Source organism: Clostridium sp. DFI.1.208 (assembly GCF_024463855.1).
Taxonomy (GTDB): Bacteria; Bacillota_I; Bacilli_A; order Erysipelotrichales; family Erysipelotrichaceae; genus Clostridium_AQ.
Genome location: NZ_JANGCA010000181.1, coordinates 1 through 585 on the forward strand (window position 1 = coordinate 1; position 585 = coordinate 585).

General features: G+C 49.6%; 1 protein-coding gene. It reads left to right on the forward strand.

The features are described 5' to 3' along the window. Nucleotides 1-554 (forward strand): hypothetical protein (locus NE665_RS23940; RefSeq protein ID WP_256302710.1); only part of this gene is annotated, 554 nt, incomplete at its 5' end. Nucleotides 555-585: the final 31 nt, after the last annotated feature.

Here is a 585-nt window from a genome sequence, read left to right on the forward strand (position 1 = left end):
TCCAGAAGCTCATCCCTGCCTTCAGCGGAAGCACGCCGCAGTTCTTCTATTTCAAGGATGGAGAGATGAAGAAAACAGAGCAGGGTGTGATGAGTGAGCTCGCATGGCAGAATTACATGATCGACTGTGAGCTGCTCAGTGGAGAGAAGCTAAAGGAGGCGGAAGCGTCCTATCAACTGACACTGGGAGAGTATCTGCAGGATACGAGCATCACCGTATTGGGGAAGAAGCTGAAAGATGGGGAGAGCTTCTATCTGTATCATGCCAGAGAGGATCGCTACAATGCATCCTTTTCCAAGAAGCTGCGTGCATATAGCGACAAAGAAAAGACGAAGGTGTCCGTATTGAATACCTCCCGGATCGTACAGCCGGAGGGGGACAAGGAGAAGAAGGCGATGGATGAGGGGATGAGCATCATCAATGAAACGATGAGCCTCAGCCTTTCCCCAAGCGTTTATTATATCAAGGATGGCGAAGTCAGAGCAGTATTGAAGGACAATGCAACAGAGAAGGAGATAGCCGCATGGTTTGCGAAGAATCCACAAGGGAATTGAGGAAGAAGCAGGAACAGCTGAAAAGCAGGAC